The following is a 23,045-nucleotide window of genomic DNA, read 5'->3' as shown; positions in this document are numbered from 1 at the left end:
TAAAATGCAATATTCTATATAAAAAACAATCGTTCTATATACAGAACACCTAGATTTGCCTGCAAAAGCCTTATAAATTCGGCCATTCTAGCTTAAATGCCTAGCTATTGACCCTAATCAACCATATTCTAGGATTAATTATCACAAAGGGCCACTATGTCAGACCTAAAGTTAAATTCTGAGTTTGAGACCCCCTCGCGTCAAGACTGGGAAACCCTCGTCAAAGCAGGGTTAAAAGGCTTAGACATCGATACACTGGTTCAAGAAACTGATGATGGCCTTGCCAAAGGGCCGCTTTCAACCCGTGCTGATCGACCTGATGCCCTCTCTTTTTTACCGCCAACACCATCACCCCTCTTAGCAGGCCGCGCTTGGCATATTTGCGCACCTATTCGAGACGCCGATATTGCATTTGCAAACAAACAATTACTGGATGACTTAAAAGGCGGCGCAAGCGCTTTGGATATTACGCTCGGCGAAGGCGCCATTAATTTACGCCATAGCGCCGATTTAAAACGATTATTAGAAGGAGTTCACACCGAACTCGTCCCGATCCGCTTTACCTTTAGCGACGTAAGTGCGTCCAAGATAAAAGAGATGACCCGTTTAGTGCTTAATCTTGACGAGCTTGAAAACTGTGTTGTGAATTTAGGATTAGACCCTGTCTCTAGCAGTTATGCGTCTGAAACATTGGATGAAGGCTTATTCTTGCCGATTTCTCTGCAAACAGACCAGCTGTCACTTCTGTGTATAAACGCCGCCATTGTTCATGATGCAGGTGGTAGTGAAGCACAAGAACTTAGCTATATGGCGGCAAGCTTGGCTTATTATTATCGACATTATGGCCCTGATATTCGACTTTCGGTACGTTTGGCTGCAAATCAAGATGCCCATTTAGGCATCGCCAAAATTCGGGCGGCACGCCGTATTCTGAACCGTATCGCCGAAAGCTTTGGCGCCCAATCAAACATCCCCATCCATAGCATTAGCGCTTTGCGAATGATGCAAACTGTTGATCCTTGGACAAATTTGTTGCGGATTATGACGGCGGGATTTGGGGCTATTGGAGGCGGCGCCGAATATATTACGCTACGCCCTTTCACGGATGCTGATACGCAAAGCCCGCGGAATGCTACCCCGTTTGGCTATCGCATCGCCCGGAATATGCAAATTATGATGATGGAGGAGAGCCATCTCGCTCAGGTGCAAGACGCCGCTTATGGCAGCTATTTTCATGAACGTATGACAGAGGCGCTGGCCCAAACCGCTTGGACAGAATTCCAAGCGCTTGAAAGCGGGGGCGGCATTATCGAAATGCTCACATCGGGCATTTTCCAAAAATCAGTACAGGCAGCAAAAGCCAATAGAGAGGCGGAAAACAAACCTATTTTAGGCGTCACACTTCACCCTGCAGAAAATGTCCGACCCGCAAAATTCAGGGAGAACACCTAAAATGAGCACGCCTGACTTTACAAAGATTGACCTTGGCAGCGCAAATATTGCGGCGGCCGCTGGCCCTGATTGGGTCTCTCCAGAAGGGATAAGCGTTAAATCACAATACGGACCAGAGGATGTTAAAGGCCTGCCTTTCCAAGACAGCTTGCCTGGATTCGCGCCTTATTTACGGGGACCCTATCCGACAATGTATGCACAACGCCCATGGACAGTGCGTCAATATGCTGGATTTTCAACAGCAGAAGATTCAAATGCCTTTTATCGCCGCAACCTTGCGGCCGGCCAGAAAGGTCTCTCGGTTGCTTTTGATTTAGCAACTCATCGCGGTTATGATTCAGATCACCCCCGCGTTAAAGGGGATGTCGGTATGGCCGGCGTCGCCATAGATAGCCTCTATGATATGCGGATTTTGTTTGACCAAATCCCACTAGATAAGATGAGCGTCTCTATGACGATGAATGGGGCCGTCCTCCCTATTCTCGCCCTCTATGTCGCGGCCGCAGAAGAGCAAGGCGTCTCTCAAGATAAGCTCGCGGGTACCATTCAAAATGATATCCTTAAGGAGTTCATGGTTCGAAATACTTATATTTATCCGCCAAAACCCAGCATGCGCATCATTGGTGATATTTTTGCGCACACATCGGCCCATATGCCGAAGTTTAATTCAATTTCCATCTCTGGCTATCACATGCAAGAAGCAGGGGCTTCTGCAGATATTGAACTCGGTTATACGATTGCGGATGGACTAGAATATGTTCGCACTGGTTTAGCTGCAGGTATGGAAATTGACCGTTTTGCCCCAAGGCTTTCCTTCTTTTGGGCCATCGGTATGAACTATTATATGGAAGTCGCGAAGATGCGCGCGGCGCGTTTATTATGGGCGCAGCTCATTAGCCCCTTTAACCCGAAAAACCCAAAATCAACAATGCTGCGAACGCATTGTCAAACATCAGGTTGGTCATTAACGGCGCAAGACGTTTTCAACAATGTAGGCCGTACAGCCATTGAAGCCATGGCCGCCGTTGATGGCGGCACACAAAGTCTTCATACAAACTCACTTGATGAAGCTTTGGCCCTACCCACAGATTTTTCAGCCCGTATTGCTCGCAACACACAAATCTTCTTGCAAACAGAGGGCGGGCATACGCAACAAATCGATCCGTGGGCCGGCAGTTTCTTTATTGAACGCCTAACGCATGACCTCGCAGAAAAGGCCCTTGCCCATATTAACGAAGTTGAAAGCCTAGGCGGTATGGCCTCTGCAATTGAAGCAGGTATTCCAAAACAAAGAATTGAGGAATCAGCAGCCCGTACACAAGCCCGCATAGATTCAGGGGCACAAACGGTCGTGGGTGTAAATAAATTTATCTCTGACGAGGTCGATGACATTCCTATTTTAAAGGTCGACAATGCCGCCGTTAGACAAGGCCAAATCGCGCGCTTAAATCAATTAAAGAAAGACCGCGATACAGCAGCCACTATGGCAGCTCTGGATGCTTTGACACGGGCTGCAGACACTGGCGAAGGTAATTTGTTAGAACTTGCTATCGACGCGGCGCGAAAAAAGGCCACGGTTGGCGAAATGTCAGATGCCCTCGAAAAAGTCTATGGCCGCTTTAATGCCGTGGCAACAGGCGTCAAAGGCATTTACTCATCGGCCTTTGACGAACGCAATCCCGCTTTCGCAGAGGCCAAGTCACGTATTCATGCCTTTACTGAACTCGAAGGCAGAAAGCCCAAAATATTAATCGCGAAAATGGGACAAGATGGCCATGACCGCGGTCAAAAGGTCGTGGCAACAGCCTTTTCTGACATTGGCTTTGATGTCGTAATTGGGCCACTTTTCCAAACCCCTGAAGAAGCGGCAAAACTGGGGATAGATTCAGACGTTGATGTCATTGCTGCGAGCTCTTTAGCGGCGGGGCATCTCACACTCGTACCAGCCTTAAGAGATGCGTTAAAAGCCAATGACCGCGCAGATATTCTAATTATTGTCGGCGGTGTTATCCCACCAGAAGACGTGGAAACACTCAAAACGCTTGGTGCAAAAGCTGTCTTTCCACCAGGGACAAATATCCCAGAAGCTGTTTTAGACGTTCTTGATGTCGTGAATATGCGGTTGAGCCAAGGGTCTTAGGTCTATCTGTCTTTCCTTGTTTTAACTCTCTTATCTGACTGCGTACTCTATATTAAATAAGGCAATAAAAAAGCCTCGCCGAAGCGAGGCTTTAAAATTATCAATCAAAGTCTGATTGTTATTAGCCTTTGATTGTTAGCTCGATCCCAAGACGTCGACCCTTTTTAAGCGGTGATAACGTACCAACCGCAGGGGCATTATCATATGGGCTGTTAACCCCATTCGCGAGGTTGGTTGCGCCCGGAATGAAACCGGCCAAGTTCCCGCCAAAAGGAAGTTGCGTATCGTTACCGGCCTGGACTTCGTCAAGAAGGTTTTTACCAAAGATCGAAATAGCGACGCCCTCAAGCGGTGTGTTCCACGTAATATTGGCATCCAAAATATCTGCAGCTTGGATGAAGCCAAAATTGGTATCGGTATAAGCAAACTCTTCACGACGTTGGAAATTAAGGCGGCTGGTCACTGTTCCAGAATCGCCCATATCCATATCGTGAATAACACCGGCACCAAAAGTAAGCGGCGCTAGGCGCGGGATATCAAGAGCCAAATCAGTATCATCTACAATCCCGTCCCCTGAAATATCATTAAGGATCGTATCATAGTCACCATCAATAATCCCGATATTACCCGTAAAGAGAAGATTGTCCGTGGCTTTTAAACGGCCCTCAATCTCTACACCTTTGATCGTGGCGTCAGCTGTATTGATGATGTTTTGTAATACACCGCGTACAGGGTCAGACAGGTTGAGTTCGCGCTGCATGTCATTTATTTTCGTGACAAACACAGAGCCATTTAATTGCGCTCTACGATCCGCAAACTCAATTTTCGTACCAATTTCATATGAGTCCACTTTTTCTTCACGTGTGGCTCTGTCGGAGCCCGGTGGAAAAAAGCCTTCAAATGCAGCGGGGTTTGTAATTCGGAAGTTATACCCGCCCGAACGATATCCACGCGTCCAATTTGCGAAGACTTGTGAGTTTTCATTTGGAAGATATTGCAGCCCCACTTTTGGCGACCAGTTGCTCCACTTATCACTATCCGTGAATCCATTATTCAAACCACCGCCAAGAAAGCCCGGCACATCCATATTTGTCCCTGTTACAGGGCATGTCCCTTCAACAACACTACAAGGGTTTCTTGCTTGAATATATGTAATGCCTGCGTCTTTTTCTTCTTCTGAGTAACGAATACCCAGTTGCAGTTTCAAGGCTTCAGTCAGGCTATAATCCACCGCCCCGAAGAGACCGAACACACTATGGGCTTGGTAACCGCCGCCATAGAAAATAGGCAGTGGCGTCGGAGTTAGGGCTCTTTGTAATTCGCGGGTCTCTGTATAGGCGACATCTTGATCAAAATAGAAGACTCCCGTTGTGACGTCAGCGCGGCCAAAAGTACCGTTATAGCGCAATTCGTTCGAAATTTGATCTTGTGCAAAATCTGTGGTCGAATGGAACAAATTCAGCGGGGTTGAATCGATATCACCATTTGTTGTGCCCACTGCATCCCGATAACCGAAAATGTTCGTTATACGGCCATCACCAAAATCAACATCAATTTCAGTTTTCAAGACACCGAAATATGTTTCGCCAGTTTGTGAACCTTCATTATCGATGGCAAAATCAAATGAGTCACGCTCGTAAAGCCCGCGGTTTTGCCCAACGGGGCCTTGGCCTTTATTATTGAAATAATCACCCTTAGCGAGGAAACGAATATTTTCCGAAGGCGTGAACTCTAGGCCCGCGCGCAAAATATAGGTTTCTTGTTGGCCGACATTATTTCCGGTTTCGACATTTTTAAAATATCCAGCATCGTTATTATAATAGACGCCGAGCTTACCGTTTAATTTATCTTTTATGAGAGGGCCTGAGATAACGCCTTGGCCATAAACATTCACGCCGCCGCGGCCGCTATCAACCGGTCCGTCAACTGCATAGCGAAGGCTGTATTCTAGTTCATCCGTAGGATCGCCTGTATTGAGAAGAACAGCACCGCCTGTTGTATTGCGTCCGAATAGAATCCCTTGTGGTCCACGCAGGACTTCAACGCTGTCTAAATCAAAGACGTCAAAAAGTACGCCTGATGTAACCCCCATATATACCCCATCAACGAAAAGACCAACCGTTGGGTCAATTGACGGGATGGATGAGTTCACGCCCAAACCACGAATAGAAAAATTCGCGCCCCCGCGCGATGTACCAATATCATCTAGAGCCACATTTGGTGCGGAATATGATAGGTCTTCAAGCGTGCGAACTTTTAAGGCCTCCAACGTCCCGCCGCTAAAGGCTGTAATTGCAATAGGAACATCCTGAATACCCTCAGCATCTGTTTTTTTGGTGGCCGTCACCACAATCTCATCTGTCAAAACATCAATAGCAGATTGCCTGTTCTGGGCCTGTGCAGATGGACTCATGAGAAGAGAAGCCGCGAGTACGGATAGACTTGCGGATAAAGCGGTTTGCTTGTTCATAGTGTTTTCCCGATTTGATTTATATTTTTATTGTTGTTTGCACGTGCCTATTAACATCGTGCAATGTTATCTATGCGTAAATGAACACGACATACGAGCGGTAAATTCAAATTTTACAGGATTTACTAAGATATGTTGCAAAATCACAACGGATTTACGGCTATAACGGTATGTCGCCCATGCATATATGAACATTTATAGCTTCAAATCGAGCTAACCACGCTTTTATGCTTGAAAATTGGCTAAGGTCGAAGCCCGCTTCGTCAGCCACATGAGTATAGGCATATAGGGCGATATCGGCTAAACTTCGAGAGGTTCCAACGAACCAATCCCTCTCAGATAAGTGGTCATCCATTATATTAAGGACGGCCTCACCCTTTGTCATCAACGCTGGTAATTCATCTGACCGGCTATCCATGGCATAATTTCGAATAAACCGCGCTACAGCAATAGCAGGTTCATGACGATATTGTTCCCAAAACATCCATTGCATCATTTTTGCCCGTTCAAAGGCATCATCTGGAATAAGGTCTGAGCCCTCAGCCAAAAAGGTCAAGATTGCATTGCTTTCGGCCAATAAACGACCGTCTTCTAATTCCAATAAAGGGATTTGCCCGGCTGGGTTTTTGTTCAAAAACTCAGGCGTGTGCGTTTCTCTTTTATGAATGTCTATCGGGATATGTGTGTAGCTCAGCCCTAAATAGGATAATAGCCAACGCACCTTATATGAATTTCCAGACGGTAAATAGTCATAGAGCTTCATAAGGCGCGCTCTTACATTTGCATGGCCCAGTTTTCGACGTCCATAGCCGCCTGACGGACGGCCTCTGAAACAGTCGGATGCGCATGACACGTACGAGCAATATCTTCTGAAGCCGCGCCAAATTCCATAGCAACGCAAACTTCATGAATAAGGTCTCCTGCGAGAGCCCCAATAATATGTGCACCCAGAATTTCATCTGTTTCCGCATGTGCGAGAATCTTCGCAAAACCATCTGTTTCATGATTACAGCGCGCACGAGAGTTTGCTGTGAAGGGGAACTTCCCTTTCTTGTAAGGTATGCCCGCCGCTTTCAGCTCTTCTTCAGTTTTACCAACACTAGCGATCTCTGGCGATGTATAGACAACGCCCGGAATGACCCCATAATTAACATGCCCCGCTTTTCCGGCAATAATTTCGGCCGCTGCGACGCCTTCTTCTTCAGCCTTATGGGCTAGCATCGGGCCTGTTGTACAATCGCCAATGGCGAAAACATTATTTGCCGTTGTTTTAAAGTGATCCGTTTCGATAAAGCCGCGCTTATCTGTTGCGACTTTTAAAACGTCTAAGCCCAAATCTTTTGTGAAAGGACGACGACCAATACAGACCAATACAACGTCAGCTTCAAGGTCTTTTTCTTTTCCGCCCGCTGAGGCTTCTGTTTTAACGGTGAGCCCTGATTTTGTTTTCTCGACAGCAGTCACTTTACGGCCAAGTTCAAACTTCATTTTTTGTTTCTTTAATGTTCGAAGCGCTTGCTTTTGAATTTCACCATCAGAACCAGGCAAGATTGTATCAAGAAACTCAACAACAGTAACTTCGGCTCCTAATCGCCGCCAAACTGAACCAAGCTCTAAACCGATGACTCCGCCGCCAATAACTATCATCTTCCCGGGAACTTTTTGTAATTCCAGTGCCCCAGTTGACGAAACAATCTGCTTTTCATCAATGTCGATATTTGGCAAAGTGGCCACTTCAGAACCTGTAGCAATAACGATATTTTTTGTTTCGTATAGTTTGCCGTCAACCTCGACTTTACCTTCGCCAACGATTTTACCAAATCCACGAATGTGATCGACATTGTTTTTCTTAAAGAGGAACTCAATACCGCTTGTTAAACCATCGACCGTTTTTTGCTTGGCCTTAATCATTTCAGGAATATCAAACTCAACGCTGGCTTTCATACCCATTGCTTCAAAATCATTCGTCGCTGTCTCATAGAGCTCTGTCGCATGCAGAAGGGCTTTTGAAGGGATACACCCAACATTCAAACACGTACCGCCTAATGTTTTGCGCGTTTCGATACAGGCTACTTTTAAGCCTAACTGACCCGCACGAATGGCGCAATTATATCCACCTGGACCGCCGCCAATAATGATAACGTCATAGATATCTGACATGGAAAACTCCGCCTTTGAATTCATTTAAAATAGGATAAGCTTAGGCTTAAATATGCTAGGAACACGCGAACTTAGCTTAACACACCCTTTGCCGCAAATCTGCGAGCTGTGTAATATTCAATCAGGGCCAAGACAAGAACGACCGTCATAATTACAATATATGCGCCGCCCAAGACATTGAACGTACCAATCAGCGCATCGGCAACAAAGCTTATGGCCACAAAGAAAAGGCTAAATAGATAGGTTTTCACAGCCCAGGCTTTGCGAAACATAAATAATATTGATGCCAATAGACCAGACCATACTGCCAAGCCAAATACCACCCAATACCACATGGGGGATCCCATCATAAAGGCAGCTTGATCGGCTGTATAACCTTGCGCCATCAATGATTCTGTGGTGCCCGTTATAGATACATAAAATGTATATATGCCGAATAAATTCCAGATTACAAAAAGAACAGCCACGCCCCAAAACAGGATTGAAGGTTTTGTTTTCGTCATAAGTCCCTCTGTTCTTTTTAAATAAATATTACGCCACTATTACTTTAGAGATCTAACAATAAACGCTCAGGATCTTCTAAACACTCTTTAACCCGGACAAGGAAAGTCACAGCCTCTTTGCCATCCACGATACGATGGTCATAAGAAAGCGCTAAATACATCATCGGACGAATCTCAATCTTTCCATCCACGACAACAGGACGCTCCTGAATTTTGTGCATGCCCAAGATACCCGATTGTGGAGGATTAAGAATAGGAGAAGACATCAATGAACCATAGACACCACCATTTGAAATGGTGAATGTGCCACCAGACATATCATCCATAGAGAGTTGTCCGTCACGTGCTTTTGCACCTAACTCCCCAATTCCTTTTTCAACGCCGCCCAATGATAATTCATCACAATCTCGCAGCACTGGTACAACAAGGCCCTTATCCGTACCAACAGCAATCGAGATATCATAATAGTTCTTATAGATGATATCTGTGCCATCAATTTCGGCATTCACACTTGGAACATCTTTTAAGGCTTGAACACAGGCTTTCACAAAGAAGCTCATAAAGCCTAGCTTCACACCGTGTTTTTTCAAGAATAGCTCTTTATAATCCGAGCGCATCGCCATGATATGGCTCATGTCAGCTTCGTTATAAGTCGTAAGCATAGCCGCTGTATTCTGCGCATCTTTCAAACGGCGAGCAATCGTCTGGCGAAGGCGAGACATACGCACGCGTTCCTCTCGCTCACCCACAACCCGTGGAGCCTTTGGCGCCGCTGGCGCAGAAGGCTTGGCTGTTGAGGCATTTGACGGCGGATTAGCTTTGGCACTCAAAGCGTCAGCTTTTGTAATACGGCCGCCTTTTCCTGTGCCTGCAATACCTGATTGATCCAAGTGGTTTTCCTTTATGATGCGGGCAGCCGATGGCATCGCTCTTCCACCTGTTTGGCCGCTGGTTTGAGGTGTGGCCGCTGGCGCAGCATTTGAGGCCGTTGGCGCAGCAGACGCACCGCCGCCTTCGCCTAGTCGCGCAATAGTTTGGCCAACCTGCGCAACATCACCCTCAGCAACAAGAATTTCCGTAATAACACCGTCGCGCGGTGCCACGAGCTCTTGCGCCGCTTTGTCTGTTTCAAGCTCTACCATAGCTTCGTCTTTTGCTACGCTATCGCCCACCTGTTTCATCCATGATGCAATCGTAACTTCAGAAACTGACTCCCCAACATTAGGCACATCAATATCAAGCGCAGGGCCAGATGATGCTTCAGATTTAGGGGCTGTCTCTTCAGCAGGGGCAGCTTTGGCTGGGGATTCATCCGTTTTTGCGGCTGTGCCGGATCCCATACCCAGTTTAGCAATCAATTGGCCAATCGTCGCAACATCACCTTCAGCGACGAGGATCTCTTCTAGAACACCATCTTCTGGTGAAACCAACTCTTGGGCCGCTTTGTCAGTTTCCAACTCAACTAGAGGCTCATCCTTTTTCACAGCATCGCCAGGTTGCTTAAACCACGTGGCAATCGTTACTTCAGAAACGCTTTCGCCTACATTAGGGATTGTAATATCAGTCATATTGAACTTACTTTTTTCCAGTTGTGCGCTTTATTCACTACTTCGCAAAGGCGTCGTCGAGCAAGGCTTGTTGTTCTTTTTTATGTTTCGCAGAAATACCTGTCGCTGTCGAGGCTGCGGCCACGCGGCCAACATATCGTAAACGCGTGTTCTTTGCTTTTATAGCTATCAAGCTTTCTTCTACGAATGGGTTGATAAATGTCCAAGCGCCCATGTTCTTTGGCTCTTCTTGCACCCACATCATTTCCGCGTTTTTAAATCGCTTCAATTCAGCCTGAATAGCATCATCAGGGTAAGGGAAGAATTGCTCTACTCGCAAAAGATAAACATCATTAATATTCAGCCTCTCTCTTTCCTCGAATAGATCGTAATACACTTTACCAGAACACAAAATTACGCGGCGAATTTTTGAATCAGAGGCAAGCTTAATTTCAGTGGATTCAGGGCGATATTCCGCATCATCCCACAAGACTCTGTGGAACTCGCTACCTTCTGCCATTTCTTCTAAGGTTGAGACGCACAGCTTATGCCGAAGCAAGCTTTTAGGGCTCATATTAATAAGCGGTTTTCGGAAGTGGCGTTTCACCTGACGGCGAAGGGCGTGGAAATAATTTGCGGGTGTTGAAATATTAGTGACCTGCATATTGTCTTCAGCGCACATCTGCAAATAACGCTCTAGTCGCGCCGAACTATGCTCAGGACCTTGCCCTTCATAACCATGAGGCAAGAGCATGACGAGGCCCGACATACGTAGCCATTTTTGTTCTGCGCTCGAAATAAATTGATCAACCATGACCTGCGCACCATTGGCAAAATCGCCAAATTGCGCTTCCCAAATCGTCAGAGCTTTAGGCGCGGCTGTCGAGAACCCATATTCAAAACCCAGAACAGCTTCCTCTGAAAGATGAGAGTTCAGCACTTGATAATATTCTTGATTGTTGTCCAAGTGGTTTAGCGGTGTATATTTTTCTTCTGTCTTTTGGTCGACAAAGTTAGATTGCCGTTGAGAGAAGGTTCCGCGTTCAGAATCTTGTCCAGAAAGACGTACAGGGTGCCCCTCTAGAACAAGTGTCCCAAAAGCCAGATGCTCGGCCAGACCCCAGTCAATATTAATACCAGAGGCAATTTTTTCTGCTCGGGCTTTTATGATACGTTTCAACGTACGGTGAATATTAACGCTGTTCGGAATAGTGGTTACTTTGGTGCCGATTTCTTTTAACTGCTCCAACTTAACACTGGTTTCGCCGACGCGCTTGCCATCTTTTTCAGTCGGTAAGCTTAAGCCCTGCCAAACCCCTTGCAGCCAATCAGGTTGTTTGGTTTCATAGGTTTTTGCTTTGTCAAATTCTGTATCAAGATACCCATAAAAATCGTCAACACGCTTTGTATGTTCAGCTTCTGTAAGATCACCTTGAGCAATCAGGCGCTGCGCATATTTATTCATCGTGCTCGGCATGTCGCCAATTTTGCTGTACATAATTGGCTGGGTGAAGGAAGGGTCATCTCCCTCATTATGCCCATAACGGCGATAACATACGATATCGAGGACAACATCTTTGCCAAATTTTTGACGGTACTCTGTTGCAACCCGCGCCGCGAAAACGACCGCTTCAGGGTCATCACCATTGACGTGAAAAACTGGGGCCTCAACCATAAAGGCGACATCAGAACAATATTGTCCCGAACGATATTCGTCTGGTGTTGTTGTAAATCCAATTTGGTTATTTACGATAACATGAATGGTGCCGCCTGTCCGGTAACCTTGTAATTGTGAGAGCTGAAAGCTCTCCATAACAACGCCCTGACCCGCAAAGGCTGAATCCCCATGAAGGATAACAGCCATAACCTCTTCAGGTTTATGGGACTGATAAGTACCCGAGGCCATTTGTTGTTTGGCGCGAGTTTTACCCATGACGACAGGGCCTACAACCTCAAGGTGAGATGGGTTTGGCGCCAAAGACAAATGTACGGAATTTCCATCAAATTCGCGATCATCTGATACGCCTAAATGGTATTTTACATCGCCGGATCCATAGCTTTCGCCGCCTGAGGCTACGCCGCCTAAGAACTCATAAAAAATGGCAGAATAGGGTTTTTGCATGACTGACGCCATGACATTCAGCCGCCCTCTATGCGGCATCCCGAAATTGATGTCTTTTAGTCCGAGCTGGCCACCGCGCTTGATAATTTGCTCTAAGGCAGGGAGCAGACTCTCCGCGCCGTCAATACCAAAGCGTTTTGTTCCTGGGTAGCGCTTATGAATTAATTGCTCAAAAGCTTCGCCTTCGATTAATTTTTGTAAAATCGCAAGACGACCTTCTTTAGAAAAACTAATCTCTTTTTCAGGGCCTTCAAGGCGCTCTTGAATCCAAGCTTTCTCTTCGGGATTAGATACATGGGTGAATTGCACCCCAAGCGTCGAGCAATATGTGCGGCGTAAAATCTCTACAATTTGGCTTAAGGATGCATATTCAAGCCCCAAAACGCCATCGATAAATATATCGCGGTCCATATCGGACGGGCTGAAACCATAGGTCGCTGGATCAAGTTCGGGATGCGCCCCTGACTTTGACAATCCAAGCGGGTCTAAATCCGCGATGCAATGCCCCCGAACGCGATAAGCCCGGATGAGCATCAGAGCGGCAATGGAATCCTTTGCGGCTTGTTGAACCTCATCCGTGGTCAAATTCGGGTTAGCCTTCGCCACAGCTTTGGCCGCAAGCTCAGGGTCTGCGCCCCAATCCCCCGTTAGGGCAGATGTAAGCTCACCATTTTCAGCAAGAGGCCAATTCGCTTTTTTCCACGCTGGGCCATCAGCTACATGCTGTGCATTGGTGCGATCTTCATCAAGCGCAGCAAAATATTCGCGCCAACTCGCATCAACAGAATTAGGATTGCGCGCATAGAGCGCCTGCATTTGTTCCAGATAAGCGGCATTCCCGCCATCTAAAAAAAGAGTGTCCAAGAATTCTTGGTTTTGCTCAGAACGGCTCTTGTCAGCCATGATTCGACCTCTGGGTCTTAGGTTTTAAATTAAGGTATAGGGTTAATACCCCCTACACCTTAACAATGTTCTTAAATACTAATGGGTTACCCGTTCAAGACTTCCATCATGGTAACGCCCAATTTCGCAGGAGAGTCTGAAACACGTATGCCAGCAGCTTCCATTGCTGAAATTTTGTCCTCTGCACCGCCTTTACCGCCAGAAACAATCGCCCCAGCATGGCCCATTGTTCGGCCAGGAGGCGCAGTACGCCCAGCAATAAATCCAACCATAGGCTTTTTAATGCCCTTCTTGGCCATATGCGCAATATATTCCGCGGCTTCTTCTTCGGCTGAACCACCAATTTCGCCAATCATGATGATTTGCTTTGTGTCATCATCATTAAGGAAGAGCTCAAGACAATCGATGAAATTTGTGCCGTTAATCGGGTCACCGCCAATACCAATTGCTGTTGTTTGACCGAGCCCAACTTGAGATGTTTGGTAAACAGCTTCGTAAGTGAGCGTGCCTGAACGTGAAACCACGCCGCAAGTCCCTTTTTTGAAGATTTTACCGGGCATAATACCAATCTTACACTCTTCTGGTGTTAGAACCCCAGGACAGTTTGGTCCGATTAAGCGAGATTTGGAGCCCTGCAAAGCGCGTTTCACAGGAATCATATCTGCAACAGGAATCCCTTCCGTAATGGCAATAATAAGCTCCATCTCTGCATCAATCGCCTCAAGAATTGAATCGGCTGCGAAGGGCGGCGGAACATAAATGACTGACGCTGTAGCCCCTGTCACATGTTTCGCTTCGGCTACCGTGTCAAAGTTTGGCAGGCCGATATGCTCGGTGCCGCCTTTGCCTGGAGTAACGCCGCCAACCATTTTCGTGTTGTAATAAGCAAGCGCTTGTTCCGTATGGAAGGTGCCGGTTTTACCCGTCATACCCTGTGTGATAATCTTGGTATCTTTATTAATTAATACTGACATTTAAATATCTCTTTTTAATTATCTTCGGGCTTATGCTTTAACTGCAGCGACAATCTTTTGCGCTGCATCATCAAGGTCATCAGCGGCGATGACATTTAAGCCACTTTCATTGATAATTTTCTTCCCGGCTTCGACATTTGTACCCTCAAGGCGAACCACAAGCGGCACTTCGAGACCAACCTCTTTAACCGCATCCACTGTACCTTGGGCGATAACGTCACATTTCATAATGCCGCCAAAGATATTGATCAAAATACCCTCTACCTTGGCGTCTGATGTCAAAATTTTGAACGCCGCCACAATGTTTTCTTTTGTCGCGCCGCCGCCTACATCGAGGAAGTTGGCTGGCTCTGCACCATAAAGCTTGATGATGTCCATTGTTGACATAGCCAGACCCGCGCCATTCACCATACAGCCAATATTGCCGTCGAGGGCCACATAGGACAGGTCATATTTCTTAGCTTCGGTTTCTTTGGAGTCTTCTTCGGTAATGTCGCGAAGTTCTTGAACGTCTGGGTGACGATATAGAGCATTTTCATCAAAACTGATTTTCGCGTCCAAACAGTGAAGACGGCCGTCTTCAGTAACGATGAGCGGGTTGATTTCCAACATGCTCATGTCTTTGGCAAGGAAGCCATTATATAATGTGCGGCCAAGCTTATTGGCTTGCTTTGCCAGATCGCCTGACAAGCCCAACGCCTTTGCTAGTGTACGGCCATGATGCGGCATAAAGCCTGTCGCAGGATCAACGTCAAAGTTGATAACTTTTTCTGGTGTGTCATGCGCCACAGCCTCAATATCCATACCGCCTTCAGTCGAGACGATAAAAGAGACGCGCGATGTTTCGCGGTTAATAATGATAGAGAGGTAAAGCTCTGTTTCGATATCGGACCCATCTTCGATATAAAGACGGTTAACTTGCTTACCTTCATCAGACGTTTGCGCGGTCACAAGATAGCTACCAAGCATTTCTTCTGCATTTTTAACAACTTCGTCGACTGAGAACGCCAAACGCACCCCGCCTTTGGCATCCTTAGGAGCGCCTATAAATGTACCTTTACCACGACCGCCGGCATGAATCTGAGATTTCACCACCCATAGAGGGCCGCCCAAAGACTCTGCAGCGGCTTTTGCTTCGGAGGCGTCAAAAATAGCCACCCCTTTGGAGACAGGCGCGCCAATTTCCTTAAGGACAGCCTTGCCCTGATATTCGTGAATGTTCATGAAGTCGTGTCCGCTTGTTAAAAGTTACAAGACATGGCACCCAAATGTGCCAAAAATCGTAACTCATATAATGGGTGCAGACGCCCCCCGCAACCGTCGATTAAGGCCGTTAGGGCCGAAAATTAAGCCTTTTCATTCAACCCTATGGTTTAACCGCTAATTACGGGTGTTTTATGCAAAGAATATCATCCACATTGTCCGGCCAGGCATGAAAGAAAATGCACCCGGAATTAGCAAGGCACCAAAGAACAACCCCTTTACAGCACGTTTATGGCCTTTCAAGTTTCCCTTTCGGATATAATAAAAAGTTTCAAACAAAGCAAAAAATGTGACGGGCACGAATATATGTATCCATGAAAAGCGGCCTTCATTAATTTCTCGGATAAATACAGCAGACAATGCGGCAAGAAACATCATGACGGCAAATACACGGCCTATCACTTTATGAGATCCCGTCCCTTTTCTGCGCACAAACATAATTATGCCCAGTGTCAAAGCGATAAACGCCACAATTATATGTACCTGAATGGCAAAACTCACCTGTGTAAAATATTCCCAATTCATAGCTATCTTCCTTACGCTCATTTGCTCGCTGTCGTTCTTCTGATGACTATAATGTCTAGAAATTTTTTGCCTGAAAGGCGGATTGCGCCAAACCGCGCCGATAATTCGCGAACGGTCAATGCCTTCCACTCACGCATCGTGAAAGGTCGTAGGTTTAGGCTTGAAAACATTATCTTATCCGTTCACGATACGTGAATAACTCATCCTGAAGGGGCCGTTTTTGGTGAAAGCCTTAGTCAAAAAACTTTACCCCTTATTACTCACCTCGATCATAGCCGGCATTGTATTGAGCATATTAGGGCCATTCGGTACGAGCCACCTGCCCTTTTTAAAAAGCGCCATTTATTGGATTGGTCTGTGCGTCGCAGGGGGATTAGGCGCAGGCCTCGTTGATTATATGTCAACCCACTTCAAATGGCGTTTGAATCTATGGCAACTCACATTCGGTCAATCGATAGGCGCGACTATCTTTGTTTGCGCAACGATGCTCTTAGCCTTCCCACAATATACACTTAAAGGCTTACTCCTGACAGCTTTCTATGTTTGGGTCATCGGTATTGTTATTTGTTTTATCGGCGCGCTTTTGAAAGCCTCAAAGACACAAACAACGCCTATCTACGCCGAACCGCAAAGGTCTGCACTGCTAGAGCGCTTGCCTTATAATTTAAGAGAAGCCGAGATTTATGCCCTCAGCGCCGAAGATCACTATGTTCGCATCCATACCGATAAAGGGGATGAAATGGTTTTAATGCGTCTGTCTGATGCCATCAAAGAAACCCACCCTCTGAACGGGGTTCAAACACATCGTTCATGGTGGGTCGCTAAAGCAGGCGTCGAAAGCATTGTGCGCAAAAACGGTAAAATCATTCTGACTTTAAAAAATGCCAACACGGCCCCCGTCAGCCGAAATGGTTCTAAAGCCGTTAAAGAAGCAGGTTGGATTTGACAGTTTTCGGCTTGTAGCGTTATTTCACCTGACCATAAGCAAGGCACTTTACATCACCAAAGGGCGGCAAATGATCAATAGAATATAAAAACTTTGATCCAATCGCCTCTGCTGTTTTAATCGATGCCACATTATCTTCTGCAATAACATGGATAACCCGCCGCCAAGACAACGTGTTAAAAACATACTTTACACAGGCGGCGCCTGCCTCTTTTGCATAGCCTTTTCGTGTGTGATTCCGATGAATTGTCCACCCTATCTCGGGCTCTGGCCAACCCTCAGGGAACCAGGGCCCTACGCGGCCAACAAACTCACCACTGGATTTTTCAATAACTGACCAAAATCCATAACCCCGAACCTTTTGATGCCCAATAACCGTCGCCATTTGTCGCCACGCGCCCGCGCGGTCCATTGTCTGCCCACCAATATATCGCACAGTTTCTTCGTCTGTCATCATATCGTGCCAAGCATTAATATCCTTATCGATATCAATTTCGCGGAGAATAAGACGCGGCGTTTCAAGAATAATTTGGGTCATAAGGAACAATCACAAACAAAGATAAGACTATCAAAACCATAGAGGTCAAGGCCAGATAGGGCCGTATAGGACAGGGCCAATCCTTTAAAAGAGAATGACGCCTTAAAAGGCTTCTTCTTCTGGCAAGAATATATCGCGCTTACCCCCTGCCCCACTTGGCCCAATCATGCCCTCACCTTCCATGCGTTCAATCAGGTCAGCGGCGCGGTTATACCCAATAGAGAGTTTTCTTTGGATGTAGCTTGTTGAAGCTTTGCGGTCACGCGCGACAATAGCCACAGCCTGATCAAAGAGCGACCCGCCTTCTGATCCGCCACCTGCGAGTTTTGGATCCTCGGGCGCCTCTTCGCGTTCCGTTGTAATATCTTCTAGATAGCTTGGCGCGCCTTGCGCTTTGACAAATTCAGAAATGCGTTCGACCTCTCCATCCGACACAAATGGTCCGTGGAAACGACGAGGTCGCCCCGTTCCCATGTAAAGCATGTCGCCATTACCCAATAATTGCTCTGCACCTTGCTCGCCTAAAATTGTACGGCTGTCGATTTTCGATCCAACGCGGAATGAGACCCGTGTTGGGAAGTTTGCTTTAATTGTACCCGTAATCACATCAACAGAAGGGCGCTGGGTCGCCATAATCATATGAATACCCGCGGCACGCGCCATTTGCGCTAGGCGTTGAACTGAGCCTTCAATGTCTTTTTTGGCGACCATCATTAGGTCAGCCATTTCGTCAATAATGACGACGATATAAGGCATTGGCTCAAACTCGAGCTCTTCGGTTTCATATTCCGGCTCGCCCGTTTCTTTGTTATAACCCGTCATCGTTGTTTTTGTCATGACTTCGCCAGATTCTTTGAAGCCAGCGATTTTTTCATTAAATCCGGCCATATTTCGAACGCCGATTTTAGACATTTTGCGGTAACGGTCTTCCATTTCACGTACCGTCCACTTCAAGGCCACAACAGCCTTTTTGGGTTCTGTAACAACAGGCGCCAAAAGATGCGGAGCATCATCATAAACGGAAAGCTCAAGCATTTTTGGGTCAATCATAATGAACTTACATTGCTCGGGCGTCAGCGTGTACATTAATGACAAAATCATCGAATTAATGGCAACGGATTTACCTGACCCCGTTGTACCTGCGACGAGCAAATGCGGCATCTTAGCAAGGTCAGCTACAAATGGCGCGCCGCCAATGTCTTCCCCCATGATAAGCGGTAGTGACGCCTCACATTCACGGAAAGTCTTGGAGGCAAGCATGTCCTTTAACCAAACCGTTTCACGGCGTTTATTCGGCATTTCGACGCCCATGGCATTTCGGCCAGGTACGACAGCAATCCGCGCAGATTGAGCCGACATGTTACGGGCAATGTCATCTGACAAATTAATCACGCGTTGTGATTTTACGCCAGGTGCGGGTTCAAATTCAAATAAAGTTACCACTGGACCAGGACGCACATCGCCCATTTCACCCTCAATGCCATAATCACCCATGACTTTGTGTAAAAGCTCTGACTGGCGCGCCAATTCGGCTTGGTCATGAGTCGTTGAACGCGGCGGCGGCGTTTTCAAAAGGTCTAGACCCGGCAAGACAAAGTCTGACCCGTCAGGGAAGTTAAATTGAGGTTTTTTGGGTTTCGACTTACTCGCCGCTTTTGGTTTTGTCTTGGCCGCAGGTTTAACAACGGGAGTCTCGTAATCTGGTTGAGCCGCATATGCGGGTGCAGGGGCTGGCGTGGCAACTGGCGCATGAACAGGCGCTGCATAGGCCGCGTTATCAGAAGCCATTGATTCAGTCGCCATGGGCGGAGAGGCAATACTCTCTCGAAACAAATTCTGCCTTCCCGCAGGCTGAGCAATGTCATCAATATAGGCGGTCTTAAATAATTTACGGAATATACGCGCCAAAAGAGACGCCACACGATCAATCCAAATACGGATATAGGCCCAAACTAAACCAGCCGCATCCATAACATCGAACACATCTTTGGTCACAATTCGCATAAATCGGCCAATACAGAAAATGGCCAGTGTAAATGTTAGAGCCGCAATGATTATGCCCGCAAAAGGGATGTTAAAGGTAAGAAGAAGCGCCTTCAGATTTAAGAATATCAAATCGCCTATCCATCCCCCCATGCCCGTTACTAATGGCCAATCTTGCGGAATAGGAAATGCGGATAAGGTCGCGGCGCCAAAAATAATGGCGCTCAACCATAAACCTATACGTCCAAATTGGTCCCATTTATTTTTATAGGGTTTCGGTCGAAAGAGGGCGCGGACACCAGAAAACAAAGCCAGCCCTGCTGCCAAAAGCGTGCCCAGACCTAAGGTTTGCATCATTATGTTAGCAAAACTGGCCCCGCCGCTTCCAAATGCATTGCGGACCCCGTTCAGTCCTGCCGTATCAGCGGTGCTATCAAAGGGGCTGTAGGTCATCACCGCCAAAAGTGCAAAAGCAGCGAGCGCAATGACGATAAGTGCGGAAATAGCGCGCCTGAAAGGATTAATCTGCGAGGCTTCTAAATCCGCCATCATAGCATGCACAACCTCAGGGTCATATGCCATATCAGCATTTGCCGTTGCGGAAGGAGGTGGTGCCATTCGTAATTATCCAAAGATTCAAGCGGTTTTTGTTAAGAGAATGTGAAGCCCGAGGGTAAAGGTCCGGTTAAGGCCCATGAATTTTATTGTGGAAAACCAAAGCGCCGGCCTCTTACCTCAACATTGCAGCTATATTTTTTCAAATTTTGCTAAAATCACATTGATAAGCTGAACCTTACAGATATGTGGTCTTGCCCCCCTTGATAAATTATGGCTTTAGTCGCTCAAACATATTTTGGGGACTTTATGACAGACCGTTTTCACAACACATCTTTGCTCTTGCTCGTCATTCTTGCTGCAGGCTTAGCCATTGGGTTGTGGGCGCTTGGCGCGAGCTTTTTAGTACAACCGCTTTCAGCCGGCGGCGTGACCGTCACGAAATCCATAGCTGCCTTGGCAAAAGATGCACTGTTTGTCCCTCTTAAACCGCTCATGTACGCACTGATTATCATGAGTATTGCCAGCTCTGTCGCAATTTCGCGCGGCGGTATGGGCGCAAAATTTGTGCGTGTTTTCATGTTCTTTGTCGGCTTTTCCCTTTTGGGAATGATCCTAGCCATCACCGCTTTTTCTGTTTTTTCTGGCCTGCCCATTTTACCAGACCCCTCAACAATTGGCAGTGCTAGCGCAGACCTAAAGCAAACCTCTTTTGCCGTAAAAATATATGGCGTGCTAACTTCGGCTTTAATGATATCAATCTATGCTGGCTTATTCTTTGGCGCGGCCCTTAAGAAAATTAATATGGGCGAAGCCGCAGATAAAATGTCTGACATCTTCATTGCTGGTTTTCGTAAGTTCTTACAATATACGATTCCTTTGGCCGTTTTTGGCTCAATTACCTTAGCCTTAAATAAACCTGGCGGCGTTGAAACCCTCGCCAATCTGTTTCCGGTATTACTACCATATTTCATGGCGATGCTTCTCGTATGGCTAGTAATGGTCATTATCACTTCGGTTATTCAGGGCCGCGGCGTAGCCTTCGTTCTTAATGCCATTTTACCGCAAGCGCTTGTCGCTTTTTCTACTTCAAGCTCAATGGCGACGCTTCCAGCCACTAAAATCGCCTGTGATCAATTAGGCGCGAATGGTGATGAAAGTACGCCTTTCTTCACTATTGGCGCGACGATTAATATGGTCGGCACCTTAATCGGCTTACTCTTACTCTCTCTTTATAGCATGAAAGCTTTTGGACTAGAGTTCGGCATTAGCGATATGATAATTGTCGGCTTTCAGTCGCTAATATTTGCGACGGCTGCAGCTGGCACACCTTCTGCTTCGGTCGTCTTGCTACAAGATATTCTTGTTAGCCAAGGCGTCTCTGCAGAATATGCGACCTATGTTACAGGCTTGATCATTACCATTGATACGTTGATTTTGGATCGCCTCCGGACTGTATTAAACACACAGTCAGATTCCATGAGTACGGCGAATGGTTTAAAGCTGTATTATCGAACTCCGAAAACGCTTTCGGTTGATTAATCATTGGCCCCATAATGGAACACACCTGATTTCTGTCTTTTACCTGTAAGCCATGCTTTCTGGCATGGCTTTGGCATATTAACATCATAGTTATTGAATATGCTGTCATTCAGGCGTTCTCTGTCTCTTTTTGTGGCTCGGGAGTCGGGAGAGTGTACCGAATCGAAACATGTATTCAGTGTTCTGGGGCAAAGGATTTATTATGATGACGATTTTTAAGGCTAAAGAGACTTCATTTAAACACATCAGCTTAATAGTTATGGGTTTTTTCTTTGCGGCCTTTTTTATTGTTTCAGCGACGTCATCACTGGCTCAGGAACAACGGAAATCCACATCACAACCTACTGCGCCTATAGCGAAAGTTGACTTTAACGGCGGACAATATATCCAAGAAGACAGAAATACGGGTCTCTGGGTTGAGTATGATTTTAACGGCGTGAGACGCTATGAATTTACGACCTTGTCCTTTGACGGCAAAGATCTACGCCTCCAAGGCCTTCAGGGTAATGTTCAAATCTTGATTGATGTAGAGAACAAAACCATTTCTGGGGAATGGCCCGGCCACGCAATGGCCAAACTTTATGACGTGACAAATGTCATTTATCTTTCTGTGCCAAAAGCTGAGCCGAAGCCTGAAGTCGTAAGACCTATTATAAAACAAACACCGCCCAAATTAGAGCAAGAACAGCCCAATTACATACCGCCGGGTAAGAACCCGCCGAAAAGCGTTGATGTCATCAAGGATATTATCAAGACAGATGAGACCCCTGCACCGAAGTCTTTAAAGGTTGCAGAGTATAATTCTGGTAAATTTATTCGCCAAAACACTCATAACTGGTTCGAAAAATCCAATAGCGGCGTCATAAACAGTTTCAATCAAATCGGGTATGATAAGGATTCAATTTACCTTTATGATCCGAAGCGTCGTCTTTTTGTTGAGCTCAACATAAAAGATAAACGCGCCCTGAGCAGCTCTGAAGGTAACTTGCTTAAGCCCCTTTACCCTCTAACGCGTTTCCTCAAAGACCCAATCCCCGACAGTCCAAATTTGACGCCTATTGAAGCTGATGCCTCTGAACCTGGAAAACTAAGCGCTGTGGAGCGCACGCAATGTTTAACGAATGGGGGCTTTATTGAACGTGCAGGTATGCTGGGTTATGAGCGCTGTACGATGCGTTATAGTGACGGCGGAAATATTTGTATTGATAGCTCTAATTGTGAAGGCAAATGTTTGGCTAGCGCAGATGCTGCCAACCAAAATGCTGTAAGCGGCCTATGCCAAATTACGGATAATCCTTTCGGATGTTATGCCGAAGTCGTGGCTGGCACGATTAGCGCGGCCTTATGTGTTGATTAATCGGCTATCAATCGAAGCTGGCCACAAGGGTCGCTAGCTAATGTGAGCTAACGGGATTTTAAAAT

The 23,045-nt window shown here is 46.5% G+C and carries 16 protein-coding genes; 5 read left to right on the top strand and 11 right to left on the bottom strand.

All coding sequences use genetic code 11. The features are described 5' to 3' along the window. The first annotated feature begins 156 nt into the window (after positions 1-156). Positions 157-1,452: a methylmalonyl-CoA mutase family protein gene (locus tag DES40_RS11575; RefSeq protein ID WP_121102335.1), complete on the top strand. Its 1,296-nt coding sequence runs from the start codon at positions 157-159 to the stop codon at positions 1,450-1,452. Position 1,453: 1 nt separating this feature from the next. Continuing rightward, complete coding sequence (gene scpA, locus DES40_RS11570) at positions 1,454-3,592, top strand: methylmalonyl-CoA mutase (RefSeq protein WP_121102333.1); 2,139 nt, start codon at positions 1,454-1,456, stop codon at positions 3,590-3,592. A 121-nt stretch (positions 3,593-3,713) separates the two neighbouring features. Here scpA and DES40_RS11565 read toward each other — a convergent pair whose 3' ends face one another. The 9 genes from DES40_RS11565 to DES40_RS11525 form a co-directional block, all read right to left on the bottom strand. Beyond that, positions 3,714-6,062, bottom strand: coding sequence for a TonB-dependent receptor (locus DES40_RS11565; RefSeq protein WP_121102331.1), 2,349 nt, complete (start codon positions 6,060-6,062; stop codon positions 3,714-3,716). Positions 6,063-6,222: 160 nt separating this feature from the next. Continuing rightward, positions 6,223-6,825: a glutathione S-transferase family protein gene (locus tag DES40_RS11560; RefSeq protein ID WP_121102329.1), complete on the bottom strand. Its 603-nt coding sequence runs from the start codon at positions 6,823-6,825 to the stop codon at positions 6,223-6,225. Between the two features lie 11 nt (positions 6,826-6,836). Further along, a complete protein-coding gene (gene lpdA, locus DES40_RS11555; RefSeq protein ID WP_121102327.1) occupies positions 6,837-8,222 on the bottom strand; it encodes a dihydrolipoyl dehydrogenase in 1,386 nt (461 codons plus the stop codon). A gap of 71 nt (positions 8,223-8,293) precedes the next feature. Further along, complete coding sequence (locus tag DES40_RS11550) at positions 8,294-8,725, bottom strand: hypothetical protein (RefSeq protein ID WP_121102325.1); 432 nt, start codon at positions 8,723-8,725, stop codon at positions 8,294-8,296. Between the two features lie 44 nt (positions 8,726-8,769). Beyond that, positions 8,770-10,293: a 2-oxoglutarate dehydrogenase complex dihydrolipoyllysine-residue succinyltransferase gene (gene odhB, locus DES40_RS11545; protein WP_121102323.1), complete on the bottom strand. Its 1,524-nt coding sequence runs from the start codon at positions 10,291-10,293 to the stop codon at positions 8,770-8,772. A 37-nt stretch (positions 10,294-10,330) separates the two neighbouring features. Next, entirely contained in the window at positions 10,331-13,297 is a 2,967-nt protein-coding gene (locus DES40_RS11540; protein WP_121102321.1) for a 2-oxoglutarate dehydrogenase E1 component, read from the bottom strand. An 86-nt stretch (positions 13,298-13,383) separates the two neighbouring features. After that, complete coding sequence (gene sucD, locus DES40_RS11535; RefSeq protein WP_121102319.1) at positions 13,384-14,271, bottom strand: succinate--CoA ligase subunit alpha; 888 nt, start codon at positions 14,269-14,271, stop codon at positions 13,384-13,386. Between the two features lie 30 nt (positions 14,272-14,301). After that, positions 14,302-15,495, bottom strand: a complete 1,194-nt coding sequence (gene sucC, locus DES40_RS11530) for an ADP-forming succinate--CoA ligase subunit beta (RefSeq protein ID WP_121102317.1) — start codon at positions 15,493-15,495, stop codon at positions 14,302-14,304. Positions 15,496-15,666: 171 nt separating this feature from the next. Then, complete coding sequence (locus DES40_RS11525; RefSeq protein WP_170144978.1) at positions 15,667-16,059, bottom strand: DUF2306 domain-containing protein; 393 nt, start codon at positions 16,057-16,059, stop codon at positions 15,667-15,669. A gap of 223 nt (positions 16,060-16,282) precedes the next feature. Between DES40_RS11525 and DES40_RS11520 the strand changes: the two genes are divergently transcribed. Beyond that, positions 16,283-17,005 (top strand): LytTR family DNA-binding domain-containing protein, encoded by a 723-nt coding sequence (locus DES40_RS11520; RefSeq protein ID WP_233345656.1) that lies wholly within the window; start codon positions 16,283-16,285, stop codon positions 17,003-17,005. A gap of 19 nt (positions 17,006-17,024) precedes the next feature. Here DES40_RS11520 and DES40_RS11515 read toward each other — a convergent pair whose 3' ends face one another. Both DES40_RS11515 and DES40_RS11510 read right to left on the bottom strand, forming a co-directional pair. Continuing rightward, positions 17,025-17,543 carry a GNAT family N-acetyltransferase gene (locus DES40_RS11515; protein WP_121102311.1) on the bottom strand — a complete coding sequence of 173 codons (519 nt, stop codon included), beginning with the start codon at positions 17,541-17,543 and terminating at the stop codon, positions 17,025-17,027. A gap of 102 nt (positions 17,544-17,645) precedes the next feature. Further along, positions 17,646-20,144 carry an FtsK/SpoIIIE family DNA translocase gene (locus DES40_RS11510; protein WP_233345602.1) on the bottom strand — a complete coding sequence of 833 codons (2,499 nt, stop codon included), beginning with the start codon at positions 20,142-20,144 and terminating at the stop codon, positions 17,646-17,648. Between the two features lie 246 nt (positions 20,145-20,390). Here DES40_RS11510 and DES40_RS11505 point away from each other — a divergent pair, with 246 nt between their 5' ends. Further along, positions 20,391-21,623 (top strand): dicarboxylate/amino acid:cation symporter, encoded by a 1,233-nt coding sequence (locus DES40_RS11505; protein WP_170144977.1) that lies wholly within the window; start codon positions 20,391-20,393, stop codon positions 21,621-21,623. 202 nt (positions 21,624-21,825) lie between these two features. Next, positions 21,826-22,980: a hypothetical protein gene (locus DES40_RS11500; RefSeq protein WP_121102307.1), complete on the top strand. Its 1,155-nt coding sequence runs from the start codon at positions 21,826-21,828 to the stop codon at positions 22,978-22,980. Positions 22,981-23,045: the final 65 nt, after the last annotated feature.

The sequence above is a fragment of the Litorimonas taeanensis genome, from assembly GCF_003634015.1.
Taxonomy (GTDB): domain Bacteria; phylum Pseudomonadota; class Alphaproteobacteria; order Caulobacterales; family Maricaulaceae; genus Litorimonas; species Litorimonas taeanensis.
Note: the sequence above shows the minus strand (reverse complement) of the source record. Positions and strands in the feature narration are given on the sequence as shown.

Coding starts and splice junctions, on each gene's coding strand:
- DES40_RS11575 (WP_121102335.1), top strand. CDS start 157: ATGTCAGACCTAAAGTTAAATTCTGAGTTTGAGACCCCCTCGCGTCAA.
- scpA (WP_121102333.1), top strand. CDS start 1,454: ATGAGCACGCCTGACTTTACAAAGATTGACCTTGGCAGCGCAAATATT.
- DES40_RS11565 (WP_121102331.1), bottom strand. CDS start 6,062: ATGAACAAGCAAACCGCTTTATCCGCAAGTCTATCCGTACTCGCGGCT.
- DES40_RS11560 (WP_121102329.1), bottom strand. CDS start 6,825: ATGAAGCTCTATGACTATTTACCGTCTGGAAATTCATATAAGGTGCGT.
- lpdA (WP_121102327.1), bottom strand. CDS start 8,222: ATGTCAGATATCTATGACGTTATCATTATTGGCGGCGGTCCAGGTGGA.
- DES40_RS11550 (WP_121102325.1), bottom strand. CDS start 8,725: ATGACGAAAACAAAACCTTCAATCCTGTTTTGGGGCGTGGCTGTTCTT.
- odhB (WP_121102323.1), bottom strand. CDS start 10,293: ATGACTGATATTACAATCCCTAATGTAGGCGAAAGCGTTTCTGAAGTA.
- DES40_RS11540 (WP_121102321.1), bottom strand. CDS start 13,297: ATGGCTGACAAGAGCCGTTCTGAGCAAAACCAAGAATTCTTGGACACT.
- sucD (WP_121102319.1), bottom strand. CDS start 14,271: ATGTCAGTATTAATTAATAAAGATACCAAGATTATCACACAGGGTATG.
- sucC (WP_121102317.1), bottom strand. CDS start 15,495: ATGAACATTCACGAATATCAGGGCAAGGCTGTCCTTAAGGAAATTGGC.
- DES40_RS11525 (WP_170144978.1), bottom strand. CDS start 16,059: ATGAATTGGGAATATTTTACACAGGTGAGTTTTGCCATTCAGGTACAT.
- DES40_RS11515 (WP_121102311.1), bottom strand. CDS start 17,543: ATGACCCAAATTATTCTTGAAACGCCGCGTCTTATTCTCCGCGAAATT.
- DES40_RS11510 (WP_233345602.1), bottom strand. CDS start 20,144: ATGGCACCACCTCCTTCCGCAACGGCAAATGCTGATATGGCATATGAC.
- DES40_RS11505 (WP_170144977.1), top strand. CDS start 20,391: ATGACAGACCGTTTTCACAACACATCTTTGCTCTTGCTCGTCATTCTT.
- DES40_RS11500 (WP_121102307.1), top strand. CDS start 21,826: ATGATGACGATTTTTAAGGCTAAAGAGACTTCATTTAAACACATCAGC.